Origin of the sequence: Pantoea sp. JV6, assembly GCF_025910055.1 — a bacterium.
GTDB classification, from domain to species: Bacteria; Pseudomonadota; Gammaproteobacteria; order Enterobacterales; family Enterobacteriaceae; genus Pantoea; species Pantoea agglomerans.
In genome coordinates, this window is the sequence record NZ_JAPCIM010000003.1 from 505797 (window position 1) to 524119 (window position 18323).

Annotated in this window: 15 protein-coding genes; 4 read left to right on the plus strand and 11 right to left on the minus strand. The window is 55.5% G+C overall.

The window, feature by feature from the left end; translation table 11 throughout:
* Positions 1 to 179 precede the first annotated feature (179 nt).
* The gene (locus OK412_RS06485; protein WP_022624368.1) at positions 180 to 2354 is read right to left on the minus strand and encodes a TonB-dependent siderophore receptor; all 2175 of its coding nucleotides are present in this window, start codon (positions 2352 to 2354) and stop codon (positions 180 to 182) included.
* A gap of 307 nt (positions 2355 to 2661) precedes the next feature.
* Between OK412_RS06485 and OK412_RS06490 the strand changes: the two genes are divergently transcribed.
* A complete protein-coding gene (locus tag OK412_RS06490) occupies positions 2662 to 3768 on the plus strand; it encodes a tyrosine-type recombinase/integrase (RefSeq protein WP_249654887.1) in 1107 nt (368 codons plus the stop codon).
* Between the two features lie 18 nt (positions 3769 to 3786).
* Here OK412_RS06490 and pagP read toward each other — a convergent pair whose 3' ends face one another.
* Positions 3787 to 4356: a lipid IV(A) palmitoyltransferase PagP gene (gene pagP / locus OK412_RS06495; RefSeq protein ID WP_033780278.1), complete on the minus strand. Its 570-nt coding sequence runs from the start codon at positions 4354 to 4356 to the stop codon at positions 3787 to 3789.
* 444 nt (positions 4357 to 4800) lie between these two features.
* On the opposite strand from pagP, the gene fhuE reads away from it, so the two are divergent.
* From fhuE to OK412_RS06510, 3 genes are all read left to right on the plus strand, one after another.
* Entirely contained in the window at positions 4801 to 7023 is a 2223-nt protein-coding gene (gene fhuE / locus OK412_RS06500; RefSeq protein ID WP_264352893.1) for a ferric-rhodotorulic acid/ferric-coprogen receptor FhuE, read from the plus strand.
* A 357-nt stretch (positions 7024 to 7380) separates the two neighbouring features.
* A complete protein-coding gene (locus OK412_RS06505; RefSeq protein ID WP_132499103.1) occupies positions 7381 to 7692 on the plus strand; it encodes a type II toxin-antitoxin system HigB family toxin in 312 nt (103 codons plus the stop codon).
* Positions 7689 to 8099 (plus strand): helix-turn-helix domain-containing protein, encoded by a 411-nt coding sequence (locus OK412_RS06510; RefSeq protein ID WP_167423156.1) that lies wholly within the window; start codon positions 7689 to 7691, stop codon positions 8097 to 8099. Before OK412_RS06505 ends, OK412_RS06510 begins: the two co-directional genes overlap by 4 nt.
* A 114-nt stretch (positions 8100 to 8213) precedes the next feature.
* On the opposite strand, the gene OK412_RS06515 is transcribed toward OK412_RS06510, so the two are convergent.
* The 9 genes from OK412_RS06515 to nudI all read right to left on the minus strand — a co-directional run bounded on the left by OK412_RS06515 (position 8214) and on the right by nudI (position 18148).
* Positions 8214 to 9059, minus strand: a complete 846-nt coding sequence (locus tag OK412_RS06515; RefSeq protein ID WP_010670393.1) for a VOC family protein — start codon at positions 9057 to 9059, stop codon at positions 8214 to 8216.
* Between the two features lie 20 nt (positions 9060 to 9079).
* Positions 9080 to 10219: an amidohydrolase gene (locus OK412_RS06520; RefSeq protein ID WP_236352517.1), complete on the minus strand. Its 1140-nt coding sequence runs from the start codon at positions 10217 to 10219 to the stop codon at positions 9080 to 9082.
* Between the two features lie 2 nt (positions 10220 to 10221).
* The gene (locus tag OK412_RS06525; RefSeq protein ID WP_264352894.1) at positions 10222 to 11322 is read right to left on the minus strand and encodes an alkylhydroperoxidase domain protein; all 1101 of its coding nucleotides are present in this window, start codon (positions 11320 to 11322) and stop codon (positions 10222 to 10224) included.
* Positions 11319 to 12326 carry a putative FMN-dependent luciferase-like monooxygenase gene (locus tag OK412_RS06530; protein WP_264352895.1) on the minus strand — a complete coding sequence of 336 codons (1008 nt, stop codon included), beginning with the start codon at positions 12324 to 12326 and terminating at the stop codon, positions 11319 to 11321. Before OK412_RS06530 ends, OK412_RS06525 begins: the two co-directional genes overlap by 4 nt.
* On the minus strand, positions 12323 to 13942 hold the full coding sequence (locus tag OK412_RS06535) for a dipeptide ABC transporter ATP-binding protein (protein WP_060679216.1): 1620 nt from the start codon (positions 13940 to 13942) through the stop codon (positions 12323 to 12325). Before OK412_RS06535 ends, OK412_RS06530 begins: the two co-directional genes overlap by 4 nt.
* Positions 13939 to 14790: an ABC transporter permease gene (locus tag OK412_RS06540; RefSeq protein ID WP_245114959.1), complete on the minus strand. Its 852-nt coding sequence runs from the start codon at positions 14788 to 14790 to the stop codon at positions 13939 to 13941. Before OK412_RS06540 ends, OK412_RS06535 begins: the two co-directional genes overlap by 4 nt.
* The gene (locus OK412_RS06545) at positions 14787 to 15728 is read right to left on the minus strand and encodes an ABC transporter permease (RefSeq protein WP_045140088.1); all 942 of its coding nucleotides are present in this window, start codon (positions 15726 to 15728) and stop codon (positions 14787 to 14789) included. The genes OK412_RS06540 and OK412_RS06545 overlap by 4 nt, the downstream gene beginning before the upstream one ends.
* Before the next feature lie 12 nt (positions 15729 to 15740).
* Positions 15741 to 17375 (minus strand): TIGR04028 family ABC transporter substrate-binding protein, encoded by a 1635-nt coding sequence (locus OK412_RS06550; protein WP_264352896.1) that lies wholly within the window; start codon positions 17373 to 17375, stop codon positions 15741 to 15743.
* Positions 17376 to 17722: 347 nt separating this feature from the next.
* Positions 17723 to 18148, minus strand: a complete 426-nt coding sequence (nudI, locus tag OK412_RS06555; protein WP_022624355.1) for a nucleoside triphosphatase NudI — start codon at positions 18146 to 18148, stop codon at positions 17723 to 17725.
* Positions 18149 to 18323: the final 175 nt, after the last annotated feature.

Here is an 18323-nt window from a genome sequence, read left to right on the forward strand (position 1 = left end):
TTACGCTTTCCAGAGGGAATGTAAGTATTTAATGCCATACCCGTGAGCCAGATACTTTCCGGCTCGTTAAGGGGCAGCCAGAGATTAGCATTGAGAAGATAAATCGGGGGGAGTGTAAACAGGAGGTTTTTCGACGACGACGAAAAAACAGCGCCTCCACCGGGAAGCGCTGCTGCAGATCAGAAGGACATTGTCAGCCCGGCATAATAAGCGCGTCCCGGCTCGTTATAGGTTGATGCGCCATCAGCTTCGCGATATAGCTGCTTATCCAGCAGGTTATTAATACCCGCATTGGCACGCAGATTTTTGGTGATGTCATAATTAAAATTGACCCCAAATACTGAATAAGCGCCGACTTCGCGATTCGACATTGAATTGCTTTCTGTGCGGGATTCCGCATACTGGCGTGGTTTCTGACGACCATACATTGTCCAGTTCAGATTAGTGGAGAAATCCTGCGTCACCTGCCAGTCCAGCATTGTATTGATCGTGTATTCAGGAATAATCGACAGCGGATTGCCGGTCTTTTTATCCTTCGACTCGATCATATAAGTTGCGTTAGTCCGCCACTCCAGCTCGTCACTGACCAGCGGGATAGTGAAATTGCCTTCCAGACCTTCCACTACCGCTTTGCCGCCGTTACTCCATTGCAGGATGTTGTTGCCATTAGAGGCGTAACCCAACACCTCCGTCCCGGAGACAATTTTGTTTTTATAGTCATTGCGGAACCAGGTGATACCCGCAATATAGCCATCCTGGCTGAACTCGATACCCAGCTCTTTATTAACGCTGACTTCAGGATCGAGATTTTCATTGCCCAGCAGATAGCAACTGCCACGGGTAACGTTGATCGGACAGCCATTTCCCCGCGTCGCCAGTAAATAGCCTTCGCTGGACTGATAAAGGTTAGGGGCTTTAAACGCACGGGCGATACCCGCTTTCAGGGTAAAACTTTCTCCCAGAGCCTGAGAAATATTGAGCGACGGACTCCAGTTCGCACCAAAGGTGTCGTGATAATCAAAACGCAGACCGGGGATCACTTCAGTGCTATCGGTCGCAGCAATATTATCTTCAAAATAGAGTGAGCTCAGCGTTGCGCTGTTTTTACTGTTGCGGCTGCCCGCATCACCACTGACACCGTCGATGGATACGCCAGGCGCACTGGTGCCGTTCATTGAATTTGGATCGTTCAGCTCATCACGGTTCCACTCGGCTCCCAGCGTAACGGTCTGTTCACGCAGCAGTTCCAGCGGGAAGCTGACTTCGCCTCCTGCCCGGTAACTTTCAAAGCGACTGGTTGAGAACGTGTTGCTGTTGATCCGGCCTTCACCCGCACCCGCCGTGCCTTCATTCAGGCGGGTGTTATTGGTTTTTTCATAGTTAAAGGTGAGCTTAGATTGTCCCCAGTCCCAGATGCCATTATGCGCAAGGCCCCAGGTCTGACGATACAGACGGTTGGTTTCTGAACCATCGAGAGATTCGATCAAGGCATTACCGGCACCGTTGCTGTACTGGGTATCCCCGGTGTAAATGTTGCCCTGACGGCTGTATCCGTAGCTGAAATCCAGCACCTGTAATGGCGTAATCTTCCACGACAGCACGCTGTTGATGTCTTTATTGCGAACGCCTTCGCGACCGGCGGCGCCGGAGCCATTGTGCGACTGGTTAATGTCGAAAGCATCGCTGTCGGTTTTGTTGATGTTGCCATAGAGCCGCATGGTCAGAGCATCGCCCGCCAGCGGACCACTCAGGTTAAAGTTAGCGCGGCGGGTTGCGCCTTCTTTATCATCTTCCGGCTGGTTGGTATAAAGCGACAGCGATCCGCTCCAGTCATTGGTCGGGCGTTTGGTAATGATATTAACCACGCCACCGGCCGCGCCGGAACCGTAACGCGCTGCCGCCGGTCCACGAATCACTTCAATCCGTTCAACCATTTCTGGTGGTACCCAGTTTGAGTCACCGCGGGAATCGCGCTCGCCGCGCCAGCTATAACGCACCGAATTGCGCGAGGTGGTCGGCACACCATCGATCAGAATCAGCGTATTTTCCGGCCCCATGCCGCGAATATCGATCTGACGATTGTTACCGCGTACGCCGTTGGCGCTGTTGCCGGTAAGGTTAACGCCTGGCATTTTACGGATAATGTCGGAAAGGTCGTTGACCGGCGGGTTTTTCTCAATGTCCTGCGAGGTGATCACCGAAACGCCAGGCTGCTGTTTCAGCTCCTGTTCAGCAGTGACCAGCATCGTCTCATCATCAGCCAGCTTTTCTGTCTCTTCCTGATTAGCGCCGTTAGCAGAGGTACTCAATAAACCGGCCAGCAGTAGCGCAACAGGGCGCTTATGGACACGCATGGTTACATTCACTTAGAAAATCTCCCTGAAGTATTAAGGCATGTAAGCAAATGCGTATGATAATGATAATAGTTATCATTGTATATCGCGCTAAGCCACCTTTACATTCCATAACAATGGGCTATTTATTCGCCATAACCGTGACCAGAAGGGAGAAGTGACGTTAGTTTTACTTGTTGGTCCATCACCCGAAAACTTCCTCAGATTTCATCAGAACGCGTCTTTATGACTCCAGACTTATTAGGTCTGGAGTCATAGATAAACAATGGATAGAATGGCCCGCTCTTCATGTCTAACAGGTATAAATGTGACCCCAGATCTGACACAGATCCCTGCGCGTTCAGCCCATGTAGGCCGCCATGTACTGATCTGGCTGGAGCAGGTTAAAAAGGCTTCACTCAGCGAGCTGGATAATTTTGGCGATGAAGGCACGGTGGAGCAGGTGATGAAGGTCTGGGTAAAACTCTCGCTGCTGATCAGCCGGCGGCGTCCTGAGATCGCCATCTCCTCATTGCTGAAACATGTCCTGCCGAACATCGGTTCGCAGCCACTCAAAACGCTGAACCGCTTACGCCTTAACCGGCTCTATAACATTCTGATCGCCGACGGTAAAAAAGAGGAGGCGCGGCGGGTGTTCGCGCTGACCAAACAATTTCTCGCCTGGGCCGAGATGCAGGGCTATCTCGATCATTCACCCATCGCTTCAATGAAAAAGCGTGATGTCGCGGGTCGCGCTACGCCGCCGCGCAGTCGGCAACTCACCGATGCAGAAATCTGGGTGTTCTGGCACGGGCTGGATAACTGGGCGCTTTCGGAACAGGCGCGCTGGGCGCTGCGTTTATGCCTGGTCAGCGCCCGGCGGCCGGATGAAATTGTGCAGGCGCAGAAAGCGGAGTTCGATCTGCAATTAGGATTGTGGATGCAGGGTACACGCAATAAATCGCAGCGGGAGCATGTGCTGCCCATTTCACCGCTGATGCGTCAATGCATCGAAGCATTGCTGCGCGCCGCCGAACCAGCCTCACCCTGGCTGGTGCCCGCGCCACGCGATCCGCAACAGCCGCTGTCAAAAGGCGCGTTGAATCAGGCACTTCGCCGGATGATCCGCGCTCCCCGTGGGCTGGGACTGGAGGCGTTTACCCCGCGCGATCTGCGCAGGACTGCGCGTTCAAAACTCTCAGCGCTCGACACGCCCAATGACGTCGCCCGAAAAATCATGAACCATGCGCTGGAAGGCATCGATCGGGTCTATGACACCCATGACTATCTGAGCCAGATGCGCAGCGCCATGAATATCTTTTCGGACGCGGTAGAGCAGATTATTGAATGCGAAAGCTACCATCTGCTGCGTCATCGCTATGATGGCGAAACCCTCACGCTGGACGATCTCTCGCTCATGGCGATGTCACGCTAACGCTTATATCGGCAACTATCAGAAGTGGTAGCGCAGCCAGGCAAAATAGACGTTGCCGTTGTTATGGGTGCCGGGAATATAGGTCATCTGGAAATCGAGATCGCCATAGCCGACAGAGGCCAGCGGCAGTAGCGCAGGCACCGGAATATAATCCCAGTTGTGCCGTGCGGTAAAGCCCGCCGTGTAACCCGCACCCCAGTGAAAATTCTGGTCGGCCAGCGGACGCCAGGTTGCCACCCAGCCATAGCCACCAAAGGGTTCCCATTTATTAAAGGAGTCCTTAAACGCCATTAAGTAGATGCCGTTCCAGTTCCCTTTTTCATCGTAGCGGGAGATACCTCCGCCCGCGCCCCAGGGTCTTTCATTATATTTATTGATGTGTTCACGATCGTAAGTGGCACGGTTGTGCCAGGTAATCGCGGGCAGATAAAAGTCGTAACCTTCAGGCTGCTGCCAGGTTGTGGCGACTTTATCACTGAAATTATCCCAGCCCGCACTCACGCTCTCTACAAGTGTGGCGGAGTGGACTGAAAAAACACTGAAAACGGTGGTCGTTATCAGCGCTTTAAGAGTTGAAATTTTGCGCACGTACGAATTCCTGCAATATCTGGTGTTAAATAAGGTGATAAAAGATTTAAGGCAGATATTGTGGCATCAGGAGTGACAACTACAGTTCAATGAACGGCCATTACAGGATTTTATCTTTAACAAATAATGATGCAGCAGCCCTGTTGCTCTGACAAGTCAGCAGGCGTGCTGACCCTATAAACGCCTCCCTGTCTTTATCATCTTCCAGCCGTCTTTCACACGCAGACAATTCCCTGAAAAAATTCGTATTGTTTGCTAACAAAATCTTGCAATGATAATCGCAATGCGTATATTTCTCATTTGTTTTAGAAGTTCATCACACCCGCGCGCAGGCGCTCAGGGAAAGGTTTCTGGTTCCTCAAACCATAAGCAGGGCAGCGATGTCCGCAGGAAGCATGGTCGTGACAGTGGCAGCATAAAAACATAAAGATAATTGAGGAATTAATGAACGCTTTCGATCTTCAACACCCCAGGGCAACGGACACTTCTGCTCTGCAACGTCCATTCCGCTTCTCCTTGCTGGCTGTCATCGTCGCCTCGTCGCTGGCGCATAACGCTGCTCATGCCGCAGAGACCGGCGCACCCGCTGCCAGCGATAACCAGACTATGACGGTCAGCGCGTCAGCCGATGATGCCGTAGCCGCTTCGCCCGCCACCGATTACAGCGTACCGGTTACCCGTGCGGGCACTAAAATGCTGGGCACCGTGCGTGATGTCCCGCAGTCAGTCAGCATTGTCAGTAAACAGCGTATGGCCGATCAGCAACTCCAGTCGCTGAATGATGTGCTCGCAAATACCACCGGTATTCGCGGTATCAGTGGTGATATGGATCGCACCAACTACTATGCTCGCGGCTTTATGATCGACAACTACATGGTCGATGGTATCCCTACTGCCTTTGCCGCTCGCTGGAACCTGGGTGATGCGCAGACCGATATGGCAATGTATGAGCGCGTTGAAGTGGTGCGCGGAGCGACCGGTCTGTTAACCGGACCGGGTAATCCATCAGCCGCCATCAATATGGTGCGCAAACACGCCGACAGCAAAGAGTTCGGCGGCACCGTCTCCGCCAGTTACGGCAGCTGGAATAAGCAGCGTTATGTGGCCGATATCTCGGCTCCGCTCAGTGACTCCGGCAATGTTCGTGGCCGGCTGATCGCGGGATGGCAGGATAACAACAGCTTCATAGAGCGCTATGGCGCCAAAAAACAGTTCATCTATGGCGTGGTTGACGCTGACCTGACCGACTCTGCCACGCTTTCGGTCGGCTATGAATTCAGCCAGGTCAATACGGATTCCACCATGTGGGGTGGCGCACCGCGCTGGTACACAGACGGCACGCAGATACATACCCGACGCGGCTACAACACCGCACCTGACTGGGCCTACAACGATAAAGAGAACCGTAAAGTCTTTGTGAACCTGAAACAGGACTTCGACAACGGCTGGAACATCACACTGAACGGCGCGCACAACGAGATGCGCCTCGACAGTAAGCAGATCTATCTTGATGGCTATTTCGATCGTAACACCGGGGCGGGCGTCTCTTCCTATGCCAACTATCCGGTGGTAGGCGGGACTGGTTACAACACCGGTAAACGCAAAGTGGATGCCGTTGATGCCTTCGCCAGCGGTCCTTATGAACTGCTGGGTCGTCAGCATGAGCTGATGGTCGGCGTCAATTACACCCGCCAGGATAACAAGTACTTCAGTACCTTTGAGAATATCTCATCGGAGTCGCTGGGCAACTACAACGAGTTTAACGGTCAGTATCCGGAATCAGCCTGGACGCCGCGTCTGCCAGCCAGCGATACCCAACTGGTTCGCCAGAAATCGACTTATATGGCGACCCGTCTGTCGCTCGCCGATCCGCTGCACCTGATTATCGGTGCTCGTTACACCAACTGGAACCGTGAAACGCCTGGTGGTGAAATGGAAGAAAATAACACCACCCCTTACGGCGGATTGATTTATGACTTCGCTGAAAACTGGTCGGCTTACGCCAGCTATACCTCGGTGTTCCAGCCACAGGACTATCGCGATGCCAGCGGCGCTTTCCTGTCGCCCGTTATCGGCAAAAACTACGAGGCAGGCCTGAAATCTGACTGGATGGACAGTCGCTTCACCACCTCGATTTCGGTATTCCGCACCGAGCTGAATAATGTCGGTGAAGCAACCACTCAGACGGTTCAGGGGTCAGGTGATGTCGCGTACATTGGCCGTAAAGGCGTGGTGAGTCGTGGCGTGGAGTTTGAAGTCAACGGCGCATTAACCGACAACTGGCAGATGACCCTGGGCGGCACGCGCTACATTGCGGAAAACCGCGATGGCAGCACCTTTAACCCGCAACTGCCGCAGACCAGCTTTAACCTGTTCAGCAGCTATCGCCTGCCGACGTTGCAGCAGCTGACGCTGGGTGGCGGTGTGAACTGGCAGACACATATCTGGAATGATGTCGGTGGCCCGGAAGGCAATGGCACCTGGCGTGCCCGTCAGGGCAGCTATGCGCTGGTTGATCTCTTCGCCCGTTATCAGGTGAACAAAAATCTGTCGCTGCAGGGCAACCTCAATAACCTGTTCGACAAAGAGTATGACACTAACGTGGCCAGCTCTGTAGTCTACGGCGAACCGCGTAATTTCTCAGTGACCGCCAGCTACACCTTCTGATTTGTGTCGTTGTAAAGCCTGTGAAAAACGCCTCAGTTGAGGCGTTTTTTTATTTCAAATCAGAGTGCAATTATTTATATCACCTCAGTTGGCGAAACTTGTGGTGAATAAGTCTTCATTGCATAGGCAGTGTTGTTAGCAGACATCAGATCACAATATTGCTCTTACCTTTTGGTTATTACCAGAGATAACCGGTCATCCAAACCACGTGCCGATTATGCCTTAATCACCGTTTTACATTAGTTTTTGCCGTATTTTCTCTACTGAGTACGCAAATTTAACACGTTTCCATCTTGTCAACATGGCTGGATTGTGACAGGATGGTTTCCATAATGGAAACAGTCAGGAGCCAATGGAATGCATGTTATTTCACGTGTGCCGTTTGATGAGGCGGCCAGAAAATATCCTAATGCAGCGGCCGCACTTAATCTGCTTTATCGCCATCTCAGGCAAGGCGATTTCAGTGGTCCTGACGATCTTAAAGCGCTTTATGCAAGCCTTGATCGTATGAAATATCGTGCTAAATGGTGGGTCATCGACGTGAGTGGCAACCAGTTGCGCGTGATGTTCTTCGCGGATTTTGAGCGAAGTAAAATCTTTATTAAGCATATCTGCACGCACGCTGAGTACGACAAGCTTGTTAAAAAATATCGGGAGGTTACCGAATGAATACTGAAGCTATCAGGCTGTCAAATGAGCTCGCTGAAGCGGTACCGCTGCTGGCTGGCAGCAGCCAGCGCGAGGATTATGAAGAAGCACTGGAACTGGTCGAATATCTGATTGAACATGAGCCGGATAATCCGCTGGTTGACCTGCTTTGCGCGCGCATTGCTCACTATGAAGATAAAGATCCGGAGCTGGCCGAGTTTAATGCACGTCAAAATGAAATCAGCACAGGCCCCGGCATTCTGCGCGTGCTTATTGAGCAACACAATCTTAGCCTGAGCGACTTCGAAAATGAGATCGGTAAAAAATCGCTGGTTAGCCGAATCCTCAGCGGCGAACGTCAGTTGACTGTGTCGCATATCCGGGCATTATGCGCCCGGTTTGGCCTGTCGCCATCTCTGTTTTTCTGATTTAAGCGTGCTGCGATGGACTATTAAGATTCGATAAGTCTTTATATTTTATCGGTCCGTGCTCTGAAGAAACGCCTCACTTGAGGCGTTTTTCATCACCTCCTGAATCTGCACTCAGGTAAAACGCAGTGCCAGGTTAAAACCTTCTGCCGACTCCACCACAATCGCCTCGGGCTGCTCCTGAAAGGCAATTTCACCCTTCACCAGCGCGCGTTTCACCAGGTCGAGATCTTCCGTCTCAAAACCCAGCGCGACCATGCGGGCGCTGCCATCATAGTCTTCCGGCAGCGGGCCAAATCGCTGCTGCGCATAGTCTGCCGAAGCAAAACGAACCGTGGCAGCACCCGCGCGCAGGACAAAGGCGCCTTCGGGACAGGCGAGCACTTTAGCGGCCCCAAACAGGCGGCTATAGACCAGCGCTGAAAGCGCCGGATCCTGCGCGACAATCACAAACTCACTGATATTACGCACGCCATTGGGGTGACGCTGCCATGCCGGCTGCCATACTGCTTCGGGCGTCAGATGCTGGCAAAAAAAGCTGCGGCCATTGGGTACCAGCGAAGGGCGAATCCGTACGGTCCTAAAGTGCGCTTCACTCACCGAACCGTCGGGCAGGGTAACCGGACGATGAAAAGCCGCTGGCGGATCGCCATCCAGATCCTGCCGTTGCAGATGCTGAAACTCACTCTCTGCATCGCTGCTTTTCCACACCAGACCGCTCAATCCCAGCGGCGATTGCCAGAGATCGGCGCGCTGGCTCCCTTTGCCCGTCTCATAGCCCAGCAGTTCCAGGTAGTTCTCACCAAAAATAGCCAAGTGATTACTCGATCCCAGCGAGTGATGACCCCGTTCAGTGAGCTGAAAGCCGAGCCTTCGGAAGCGCGCGCTGGCGCTGTCGAGCTGGTCGGCCACGTTAATCACAGCATGATCAAGAATCGGTTGTGGAACCTGAACTGACATAGCAGCACTCCTTTTTTTCGTCATTGCGCCGCCACAATCTGCAACGCGCGCGGCACCAGCTGCGTGAAGTAGTCCACCGCCGGGCCAATCAACGCTTCATCAGGATCGAAGGCGGCGTGATGCAGACCAAATTCGCTGGCACTGCCGATGCTGACAAATGCCCCCGGCACCTGCTGCAGATAGAAGGCAAAATCTTCTCCGCCCATCTGCGGCGACTCAGCGTGCTCCGCGAGATAGCCACTCTGTTGGGCAACGTCCAGAGCAACATCCACCCAGCCTGGCGTGTTAATCAGGGCCGGCGGTCCTTCAGTCCACTCCAGTTCGGCGGTCGCACCAAACCCGGCGGCAATACCCTGAATCAGGGATCGCATGCGGTGCGGGATCTGGGCCCGAATTTCGCCGTTGTGGGTGCGCACGGTGCCCTCCAGCTCAACGCTTTGTGGCAGCACGTTCCAGGTATTACCGGCGGTAAAGCGCGTCACGCTCAGCACCACCGTTTCCAGCGAGCTGAACACCCGGCTCGGCAGGGTCTGCAGAGCCGTTACGATATGGCTGGCAATCACAATCGAATCGATGCCCTCCTGCGGTCGTGCGGCATGGGCGCCTTTGCCCTCAATGCGGATAACAAAGCGGTCTACGTTGGCATAAAACGCACCCGCCCGGCTACGCAGTGTGCCCAGCGGCAGGTCGGGCGCGTTGTGCAGGCCAAATATCGCGTGAACGCCTTCCAGCGCACCGGCATCAATCAGCTGACGTGCGCCATTAAAGGTCTCTTCAGCGGGCTGAAACAGAATCCGTACCCGGCCTTGCAGTGTGTCTTCCTGCTGTTTCAGCTGCAACGCCACGCCGAGCATCACGGCGCTGTGAACGTCGTGACCACAGGCGTGCATCACGCCCGGCTGCTGTGATCGCCACGGGCGTTCGGTGGTTTCTTCAATCGGTAACGCATCGATATCCGCGCGCAGGGCGATCAGGGGTTCGCCATGACCGATTTCAGCCACGACGCCGGTTTTCAGCCCCAGCGGCAACAGCCGGATCCCGGCCTGCTCCAGCCAGCGGGTAATACGTTCCGTGGTGGCAAATTCATGATTCGAAAGTTCAGGATGCTGATGCAGTTCGCGACGCCACTGCACCAGTTGGTCGGTTAAAGGCAAAGTCATGATTATCCCTGTTGTTCCGGCAGAAAAGGTTCGCCCAGCGTCAGCATCAGGCGATTAGCCCAGGCAAAAAAGGCGGTTGATTGAATCAGATCGAGCAGGGCGAGCGTATCCAGACCCTGTTCACGCAGTGCAGAGAGCTGCGACTGTGTCGGCTGGGCAGGGGTCAGCGACAGCGCTGCTGAGAATGCGATGATCGCCTGCCAGCGCGCGGCGTGTCCGTGAGATAACACCGCGCCGGGTGCAACATTCAGCAGCTTCTGTACCGCTTCATCCTGCTTTGAGAGCTGGCTGGCTTTACGCGCATGGACTGAGGCGCAGTAAATGCAGCCGTTGACCTTACTCACCACGGTGGCAGCCAGTTCGCGCTCGGCGCGTGGCAGCCCTCCTGCGGTATAAAAAATGCCTTTATCGGTCAGGGTGCGCTGCTCCAGCAACGGCAGATTGCGCGCCAGCAGGCGAAAATAGTCGGAGTCGGTGTGACCGAATTTTGCCAGTGTCGCCTGCTCTTCCTCGCTGAATTCCGACAGCGGTTTTGCCGGCAGCCAGGGCTCCCAGCCGAGTTCCTGTTGCGTAAACGCGGTCAGGGCAGTTTTGCCGCTGGCGGTATGTAAGGCCTCGTGCCAGTGACCGGCGACTACCGGGGCAACCTCACCCGACGCCTCATCGCCCTGTAAGCTGCGCAGACCCGCCAGCAACCGGCTCTGAAAACTGACAAATGCCACCAGCTGTGCCAGTGTGACAATGCCGCGCAGGCTCCAGCCCGCCTGTTTCAAAGCCTCCAGATGCGCGGGAGCAGCAGTAACCGGCTCAAAGGTCAGGCGATGGGCAAAAGCCTGTGCCGCGTTGATCCGAACACTCCCGGCCAGACTCTCCTGTGGCTGGTAGTGCGCCTGCAGGCCGGGTTGTGCATGCCAGCCGGCAACCTGAGCGGCCAGCAGACGGCGCTCCGCCAGCGGAAAATCTTCATCACCCTGGCTAAACAACAGGGTGTAGCTACCCTGAGCATGTTGTGTGGCGGCGTGACGTGTCTGGCGCGCATGGGCCAGTTCGGAATCGGGATCGATATCTGCCAGTGTGGCGATCAAATCGTCAGGTTGATTCATGAAATTCTCCTGTGAGGTTCGCCAGCGGCACGAAGCGTGGGCGCAAGATGTTGGGCAATCAGTTCAATCGAGCGCAGCGTGTCGGCATGCGAAGGCTCAACCGAATGCACCTGAAATGAGATGTCGGTGACGCGCGCCAGTGCGCTGTCCTGCGCCAGCGAGTGCTGCACCTGATCGATGCCGCCAACATGGGCATCAAACTGCGCCAGCAGGTCATCAAAGCGTTCACCGCGTAATTCACCACGATACTGCGCAGCCTGCTGACGAATTCCCGGTTCAGCTATCTGACGGGCATAGCGGTCAGAATCGGCCACGAATGCGGTACGGGAGGCGAGGATGCGCGGAGTGGTTCCCGCAGGAAGTGCCGCAAGATAGGCATCGATCAGCGGATTCTGCAATGCATCCAGCGGCAGCTCAGACTGGCCCGCCGGGCGCGGCTGGGTGCGGGACAGCATCAGGCCATGGCCGCCCTGAGCGGCACGGATTGCGCCCTCAACCGAGAAGGTGGCGATCCACACCCGTCCGGCAAGTTGCGGCGCGGCGGGATAGAGATGATTATCAGGATGCCCCAGTGAATCCCCGCGCCAGGCGCTGAGCAGCGTATGCAGATGGTCGGCAAAAGCGGCACCGCGCTCGGCAAAGGTCAGACCAAACGGCAAAAACGAATCCGGCGTGCCACCGGAGCCCAGCCCGATCTCCAGCCGCCCATCTGCCAGCAGATCCAGTACTGCGGCATCTTCAGCCACCCGCAGCGCATTTTCCATCGGCAGGGTGATGATGGCGGTGCCGAGCCGGATGGTGCGGGTCTGCGCGGCGACATGCGCCAGGAAGAGCAGCGGCGACGGCAGACCCCCCTCATCCTGATGAAAATGGTGCTGAGCAATCCACGCATTATCAAATCCGCAGCGTTCGGCATGCTGGATCTGCTCGGTGGCAAGCTGATAGCGCTGTTTCGCCGGCACCTTATCCAGCAGCCGGGTAAAAAATCCGAGATGTCGGCTCATGCTGACTCCTTGTGGGTTAAGGGAATAAGCGGAGGAATGGCAGCCATTAATTCCCGGGTATAAGGATGCTGTGGCGCACTGAAGATAGTGACAACGTCACCTTGCTCTGCGACTTCGCCCGCTTTTAACACCGTGACGCTGTCGGCAATCTGCCGCACCGTCGCCAGGTCGTGCGTGATAAACAGATAGGTCAGACCCAGTTCGGCCTGGAGCTGCTGCAACAGGTCGAGGATTTGCGCCTGCACCGTGACATCCAGCGCCGAGGTCGCCTCATCCAGTACCAGAATCTCCGGCTTGCAGATCAGTGCCCGCGCAAGCGCCACACGCTGCCGCTGTCCGCCGGAAAGTTCGTGAGGATGACGTGACAGAAGAGAGAGCGGCAGCGCCACCCGCGTGGTCATCCCTTCTACGCGCTCACGGCGCTGACTGCGGCTCAGTCGCTCAAAATTACGCAGTGGCTCTTCGATAATTGCATATAGCGTCTGACGCGGATCGAGCGAGGCAAATGGGTTCTGATAGACAAACTGGATCTTCCGCCGCAGCTGACGCAGCGCCTCGCCGCGTAATCCGTTGACCACGATGCCATCCAGCGTCACCTCGCCGCTGTCTGCGGTTTCAAAACCCATAACGATGCGCGCCAGCGTGGTTTTGCCTGAGCCGGATTCGCCTACCAGTGCATGCGTAGTGCCGCGCGCCACCTGAAAGCTGACCTGGTTCAGCGCCTGCAAACGCTGCTGTTTGCCCAGCGAAAAGCTTTTCATCACGCCGGTTGCCCGGATGGCGGGGGCAGAAAAACGGGCGGTTGCAGATTTAACTCTGGCGGGTCGCTGCGGTGCCGCATCATTCAGTAACTGACGGGTATAAGGATGAGCAGGCGCGCTGATAACCTGTTCAGTGCGGCCCGATTCCTGAATCTCGCCGTGACGAAACACGATAATACGATCTGCGCGTTGCGCCGCCAGCGCCAGGTCGTGGGTGACAAACAGCACGGCGGTGCGGGATTCCTGCCGCAGGTTGTCCAGCAGATCGAGAATGCGCTTTTGCACCGTGACATCCAGCGCGCTGGTCGGCTCATCCGCAATAATGATCTCCGGCTGCAGGGCGAGGGCAATGGCGATCAATACCCGCTGCTTCATGCCGCCCGACAGCTGATGCGGATACTGCTTAACCCGCTGTTCCGGATGGCTAAGTCCGACGCGATTCAGCAGGTCAATCACTCGCTGCTGGCGCTGCGCTGACGGTAATTTCAGATGCAGTCGCAGGATCTCTTCCACCTGTTCGCCGACCGTTTTCACCGGGTTCAGGGAATTACCGGGATCCTGCGGTACCAGACTGATGCGCGCCCCGCGCAGCGTATCGAAACGCTTTTGCGACCACTGACTGATATCCACGCCGTTGAGCAGGATCTCTCCCCCTTCGCGACGGCCATTTTCCGCCATCAGACCCATTATCGCCTGTGCGGTGGTGGTTTTACCGGAGCCGGACTCCCCGACCAGCGCCACCATCTCACCGGGCTGCAGCTCGAAGCTGACATTATGTACCACCGGCTGCCAACGGTTGCCGCTGCGATAGCTTAGCGTCAGATTGTTGACCGCGAGTAACGGCTGAGCGCTCATCGGCGTCCTCCTGAAAGTTGCTGGCTGATGCGGTTGGCTGCGAGCACCACAGCGACCACCACCACACCAGGAAAAGTGGTCAGCCACCAGGCGGTAGCCAGATAATTACGCCCTTCAGCGATTAACAGACCCCATTCCGGCACCGGCGGTGGGGTGCCGTAGCCGAGGAAGCTCAGAGTCGACAGCGCCAGAATCGCCTGACCAAATTGCAGGGCGGCATAGGCGATCACCGGCGTCAGCGCATTGGGCAGAATGTGACGCCACAGCACGCTGAAAAAGCGGCCGCCACTGCCGTAAGCCGCTTCGACATACTCGCTGTGACGGATGCGTACCACTTCGGCGCGTGCCAGTCGGGCGAAGCTGGCGATGGAGGCAATGCCCACTGCTAATGCGGCATTCAGGGTGCCGAAGCCGAGTAAAATCAGTACGCTCAGAGAGAGCAGCAACGCCGGAATCGCCAGCAGGACATCCACTGCGCGCATCACAATTGATTCAGTTTTGCCACCGATAGCTCCTGCCACCAGACCCAGCGCGGTACCAGCCAGCAGTCCGATCGCCACCGCCATGACGGCGGCGGAGAGTGAATGTGACGCGCCGTAAACGATGCGGGCAAAGAGATCGCGGCCAAGCTGATCGGTGCCGAGCCAGTGTCCGGCCTGCGGTGCGAGTCGCTGTGCACCCGCAACGCCTTCAATCGGGCTGGCCTGGGTAAAGAGGGCCGGGAACAGGGCCGCCAGTACGGCCAGCAGCATGACTGAAACGGCGAGCCACAGGCCCGGCGAGAACTGTAAAGTGCGCATCTTTGCCGCCACGGGTTGCCGCGCAGCAGCGTAATCAACCAGACTCATGTTGCACCTCGTAACAGCTGTAAGCGCGGGTCAAAGAGCGGCATCAGCAGATCCACCAGCAGGTTGATCACCACAAAACCCAGCGCGGAGATCATCACCACCGCCTGCAACACCGCCACATCCTGATTGTTCACCGCCTGCTGCGTCAGCTGTCCCAGACCACCCAGGCCAAACACCGTTTCGGTGATCAGCGCACCGGCAATCAGTTCTCCCAGCAGCAGGCCCGCCACGGTGAGCACCGGCAGCATGGCGTTGCGCAGGATGTGCCGCCACAGCACAGAGTGCTCGCTGGCCCCTTTGGCGCGCGCCACCGCCACAAAAGGCCGGGTTGAGACCTCATCGATGCTGCGCAACAGAATCTGAGCCAGCGGCGCTGAGATCGGAACGGCGACCGTAATAATGGGCAGAATCAGTCCCTGCCACGGTGAGGGATTGATTACCGGGATCCAGCGCAGCTGGAATGAGAAGAGCTGAATCAGGGCTATGCCGAGCCAGAAGGTCGGCACTGAGATAAACAGCGCGGGCAGTGACTGCAGCAGATTACGCAGGCCGCGCAGGGCAGGCAGCCGCGACAGTGTCGCCAGCACGAATGCCAGCAGTGTCGCCAGCAAAAAGCCGCACAGGGCCAGTCGCAGCGTGCCAGGCAGATTGCTGGTCAGCAGTTCACTGACCGGCACGCCCGCCTGCACCGAATAGCCGAAGTCGCCGTGCAGCATCGCCACCAGCGTGTGCAGATATTGCTGCCACAGCGGGCTGTCCGCGCCATAGGCCTGACGCATCTCAGCAATCTGCTGCGGACTCAGGCCGAGATCCGGATTCTGAAATTTGATCAGGACCGCATCGCCTGGCAGCACCTGCAGCAGCACAAACGACAGGGTAAACGCGGCCCACAGGACCAATACCCCCAGGCCAGCGCGTTGCAGCAGATAATGACGCATCCTCACCTCCGGTTACTGTTTTTCCAGCCAGGCGCCATAGAGTGCCGGACGGCCCACCGCTTCAAAACTGACCCCTTTCAGCCAGGGCGCACCGGCATAGACCTGCGGCTCTTCGAAGATCGGAATCACATAGGCCTGGTCCAGCAGATAACGCTGAACGTCACCGGTCAGCTGTAAACGTTTTGCCGGGTCAACTTCAGCGGAGATGGCTACCAGCAGCTGGTTCAGCTTGTCATCGCGGAAGTTTTTCACTTTGTCGCTGGAGCCGCCTTTCTGCAGCAGGTTGTCGCGGTTAGCCGGGTAGAAGCTGCTTTTGATCACGTCGGGATCGGCGCGGCCGACTTCGGTGACGTTCAGCGGGGTCTTAAGGGGGTCGAGGTTATCCAGCGTTTTGCTGCCAGCATCGCCCGCTTTAACGCTGAGGGCGACGCCCGCCTGGCGCCACTGCTGCGCCACCAGTTGCAGCACCTCTTTGTTTTGCGGTTGCGGCAGTGATTCATAAACGGTTAACGCCAGCCGCTGGCCTGCTTTTTCACGGATGCCATCGGCACCCGGTTGCCAGCCCGACTGGTCCAGCAATGCCTTCGCTTTTGCCAGATCAAAAGTGAGTTTGTCCGCCAGATTGACGTAGCCGGCGGCGGTGGTGGCCACGACCGAGGTTGCCTGCGGATAGTTCGGCGAGAAGAGCGTCTCAACCACCTGTTTGGCATTGGTGGCGTGCAGCAGCGCCTGACGCACCCGGATATCGCTGACCAGCGAATTATCCGGACGGAAGCTGAGGCTGTCGTTTACGCCACGGGTCGGCGCGGCATAAACCGGGAAGTTCTGATCTTTAGCCTGCTTCTCGTCGTAGGCCTGCACCTGACGGATCAGGCCTGCCTGGCCCGCCAGCAGTGCACCGATGCGCACGCTGTCTTCCGGCGTCACGATCACTTTTATCGCATCCAGATTGGCCGGACCTTGCTGCTGAATGTTTTTCGGTCCCCACTGATAATCTTTACGCGCTACCAGATCCACCTCCCGACCGAGTTTCTCATCACTGACCACAAACGGGCCGGAGCCAATGATATGACGCGCATCACCAAGCTGATCGAAACTGCGCGACAGGGTACTCAGCGAGACCAGGCCAGAGCCAATGGTGGCGGTGCCCTGCAAAAATCCGGGTGAGGGCTTTTTAAAATAGAATTTCACCGTCAGCGGGTCGATCACTTCGCTGCGTTCATAGTTATTAATCACTTCCGATACCGGCAGGCGCAGCGCTTTATTTCCCAGCCCGTAGGTATCAAAGTTTTTCGCCACCGCGTTCGCATCTAATGGTGTGCCATCGGAAAAAGTCACGCCAGGCCGTAATTTAAAGGTGTATTCAGTTTTGTCTGCGTTGGTAGTCCAGCTTTCCGCAATCCAGGGTTCAACCTGCAGCGTTTCGGGATTCTGCCAGGTTAATTTATCGGTGATCTGATTGAGAATGCCGCCATTAGGGTAAAAGCCGCCGGCAGGCGGATAGAGGTTGGTATGTGCCTGCTGTTCAAGATAAATCAGCGTACCGCCTTTGACCGGTGCAGCCACCGCGTTAAAGGTCAGAGTCCCGGCAAGTAAAGTAAAAACCAGCGTTTGTGCGCGTGGTTTAAGGGGAAATAACGTCTTCATGGTGAATTCCTTTGTTATCAATTGCCTCAGCAGGCGGAATCATCATCGAATGACGCAACACACAGATAAAGTAACGATTTGGTCAAAGCTTATCTGAAAAAAATAAATGCGGGATTGGGTGGTTGATATTAGTCTGAATGGGATGACCTAAGATAAACGTTCAAAGTGTAAATCGGCATCCATTGCCAGAGCAGGGAGCCCATGAATAGAGTGTAAGATGAGGCAGTGTTGAAACACTGGACATGCCAGAAAACGCTGAAGTTTTCCGTTGCATAAGAACTGCCCCGTTTAGCTAAAATCGTACTTAAGTTATCGATAGACTTTTAAGGAGATCCTGCAATGCATATTCAGATAAGTCCTTTTTGGCTAAACGTAATCCGGGTGGCTTCATTCAGATCAATGTTTTTTAAAGCCTCAGGTTCTACCCAGATAATCTCCTGAAACTCTTCATTGAAGGTTATTGTTCGGTTTGCGCTCAGACAATCAAAGATAAGATAGATCATATAAATTTCTTCAGTCATTCCATCAGAATAGGTTTTGATTCTGACATCATCCCGAAACGTCCAGGGTGTGATATTTGTTATCTTGAGCGCCTCGCCTAATTCTTCCCTGATTTCCCGCTTTAATGCTTCTTCGATTGTTTCACCTGGCTCCATTCCGCCGCCTGGCAAAGCCCACTGTCCAGGAAAAACACCCCTGTCAGATGCCATTTTACATAGCAAATATTTACCCTCATTTTGAATGACCGGGCACACAATGACTCTCTGTCGCATTACTTCTCCTTATTGATGTTAAAAATTCCAGATCTGAAATGGGCGGTTCAGAAGGCCGATAGTTGTTTTGTCATTTTTCTGGTCATACTTACCGCTCAACAGCTTAGCGAGACAATGCTTCTGACACCGATGTCACAAAAGTGGCATTCCTGTTATAAAAACCAGGAAGCACTCT